Below are 2,760 nucleotides of genomic sequence, written 5' to 3'. Positions count from 1 at the left end.
CGTGGCAGGTCACATACTCCTTGGCCACCAGGTTCATGCCGTCTTTGAAAGGGGTGACCAGCATGACGTCGGCAAGCCGGTAGTACTTGCGCAGCATGTCCTTGTCCACCGCGCGGTGCACGTAGTGGACCACTGGCCGCCCAATCTGGCCGAAGCGCCCATTGATGCGGCCTACGGCTTCCTCGACCTGCGAGCGGGTCACGCGGTAATGGTCGATGCGCTCGCGCGAAGGCGTGGCAATCTGTACCAGCGTAACCTCGCTCGGATCCAGCGCCTGCGACTCCAGCAGCTCCTCGAAAGCTTTGAGGCGCTGCAGGATTCCCTTGGTGTAGTCCAGCCTGTCGACGCCCAAAATGACGCGGTGGTGGCCGCCGAATTCCGCACGCAGCTTGGCGACGTCGCGGTCCTCCGCCTTACTGAACCGCGTCATGTCGGAGGACTTGATGGAGATCGGGAACGCGCCCACGCCAACGGTGCGGCCATCGACCTTGATGCCGGCAGTGATGTCGCGCGTGCTGACCTCGCCCGTGACCTCTAAGCCGAGGCGAGTGGCCAGCTCTAAGAAGTTACGGGCATTGGATTCGAGGTGGAATCCGATGACATCGGCGCCCATCAACCCGCGGACGACCTCTTCGCGCCATGGCAGTTGCAGGAAGAGATCTGCGGAAGGGAATGGGATATGCAGGAAGAAGCCGATGGTGAGATCAGGGCGTAGTTGGCGCAGAATGCCTGGCAGCAGCTGCAGCTGATAGTCCTGTACCCACACCGTGGCGTTGGGTGCTGCGACCTTGGCTACTTCTTCGGCAAAGCGCAGATTGACCTCGCGATAGGAGTACCACCACTCGCGCTTGTACTGCGGGGTGACGATGAGGTCGTGGTAGAGCGGCCACAGGGTGGCGTTAGAAAAGCCCTCGTAGAAGCCCTCGTAATCCACGTCGGTCAGCTTGACCGGGTGCAGCAGCACACCGTTTTCGGTGTGGAAGGGTTCCGGGGCGTCGTTTGTGATGCCTGGCCAGCCCACCCAGCAGCCTTGCTCGGCCTCCAGCACTGGCGACAAAGCAGTAACCAAGCCGCCAGGCGAGGCCTTCCAGGTGCGGGTGCCGTCCGGTTGGATCTCCAGATCCACGGGGAGGCGGTTGGCCACCACCACGAAGGAATTGTCGTGGCCAGACATTGTTCTTAGGCCTTCTTCGTGGTCTTCTTAGAAGCCTTCTTGGCGGTCTTCTTTGTGGACTTCTTGGTCGACTTCTTCGTTGCCTTCTTGGTGGTCTTCTTCGAAGATTTCTTGGTTGTCTTCTTCGAGGACTTCTTAGAAGCCTTCTTTGGCGCAGCGTCTTCCTGCTCTGCCAGAACCTTCTTGTGTACCAAGCCATCTGGCTCGACGCCGAGCATGGACATCAAGGTCACGCCATCGAGGAAGTCCTCAGCATAAGTAGCGACGATGCGGCGCGCAGCGCGGGCGGTCTCCTCCTCGACTGCATTGTTCTGGTCTGCAGCGGGCTGAGTGTCAGTGACCTTTGGTGGCACGAAGTCCTCCTGAACGAGTTGTGAAAGCTTTCAGACCGCATATTCTACGCCATGCGGCCGTGCGGTGCGGATTCGGGGCTATGTGCGCAGAGATCTATTTTGTGGGCCTGGGTTATGGCGCCGGGCACGGCGAGGATTTCGCCCTAACTGCCAAATCGGTGCCGTGCAGGGAAGGCGAGTTCAGGTGGTGAATGCATCTATACAGCTAGGAGGTTGTGTAGATGTCAAGTGATAAGAGGCTGTGTGAGCGGTACGTGGAGGCGTATCTGCATGATGCGCGTCCGATGTCGGTGATCCTGAAGGAGTTGAGGGTCTCGAAGGCTACGGCGAAGGTGTGGCGTCAGGCTGAGGGCCTTAGCCGTGGTCAGCGTCAGCGGAGTCTGACTGAGAATAAATTCAAAGATCAGTACCAAAAGGTCGTTGCTCTTGTAGAAAGCGGCCAGTCTGCGCATAGCGCACTGAACGAGACTGGTTTCCCACAGACTGCTTACCGATCCCTTGCCCAAGACGGTATCGAACTCGCTAATACCAGTCGCGGTGGAGCCATACAACGCGAGCGGGATCGCATCGCTAAAGCTTTGAAACTTGTTGACGCTGGAAAAAGCTATAAACAGGCTGGCCAGGTGGTTGATCGCTGCGGGGCCCGACCCCCGGAAAGTGGACACATCGGGGGCTGGCTATGCTGCTGTGGTCAGTATAGCCGAAGTCTCGGCTTCAAAGACATCAGGAGCTACGAGATTGCACCAGGAGTGCCGCCGGCGCGTGTTGTAGCGCATGCACCACCGGAAGACCTCTTGACGACAGCTAATTGGGTTGTCAAAGACTTTCCGATCACGCAGCACTTCCCGCTTTAAGGTGGCGTTAAAGGATTCTGCCAGGGCATTATCGGCACTCGTTCCAACCGCGCCCATGGACTGGCGCACACCTAACGACGAGCAGTAGTTCCTAAAGGCTTGTGAGGTGTACACGCTGCCGTGATCGGAATGGAAAATAGTCCCGTCAAGACTGCCGCGCACGCCGTGTGCGTGGGCTAGAGCATCGATAACTAGTGAGACCCGCATGTGGTCTGCGAGTGCATAACCTGCAAGTTTACGTGAATACGTGTCAATGACTGTGGCAAGGTACATGTTTTTGCCTCCCCTACACGGCAGGTAAGTAATGTCACCGACATACACACGATTTGGCTCGCCAGCTGTGAACTTGCGGCCTACTAGATCTGGCATGACACGGTGA

3 protein-coding genes are annotated in these 2,760 nt (G+C 58.1%); all 3 read right to left on the bottom strand.

The genetic code is table 11. The annotated features are described in order from the left end of the window. Window positions 1-1,174, bottom strand: a 1,174-nt coding sequence (locus HMPREF2724_RS03000; RefSeq protein WP_070587086.1) for an alpha,alpha-trehalose-phosphate synthase (UDP-forming), incomplete at its 3' end; no start/stop codon positions are given. Between the two features lie 5 nt (window positions 1,175-1,179). Then, the gene (locus tag HMPREF2724_RS02995; RefSeq protein WP_061924617.1) at window positions 1,180-1,527 is read right to left on the bottom strand and encodes a hypothetical protein; all 348 of its coding nucleotides are present in this window, start codon (window positions 1,525-1,527) and stop codon (window positions 1,180-1,182) included. Window positions 1,528-2,204: 677 nt separating this feature from the next. Further along, a partial coding sequence (locus HMPREF2724_RS12280; protein ID WP_141748316.1) for an IS3 family transposase occupies window positions 2,205-2,760 on the bottom strand: 556 nt, incomplete at its 5' end.

The organism is Corynebacterium sp. HMSC071F07 (assembly GCF_001810285.1).
Taxonomy (GTDB): Bacteria; Actinomycetota; Actinomycetes; order Mycobacteriales; family Mycobacteriaceae; genus Corynebacterium; species Corynebacterium simulans.
This window is presented reverse-complemented; position numbering and strand designations above follow the sequence as displayed.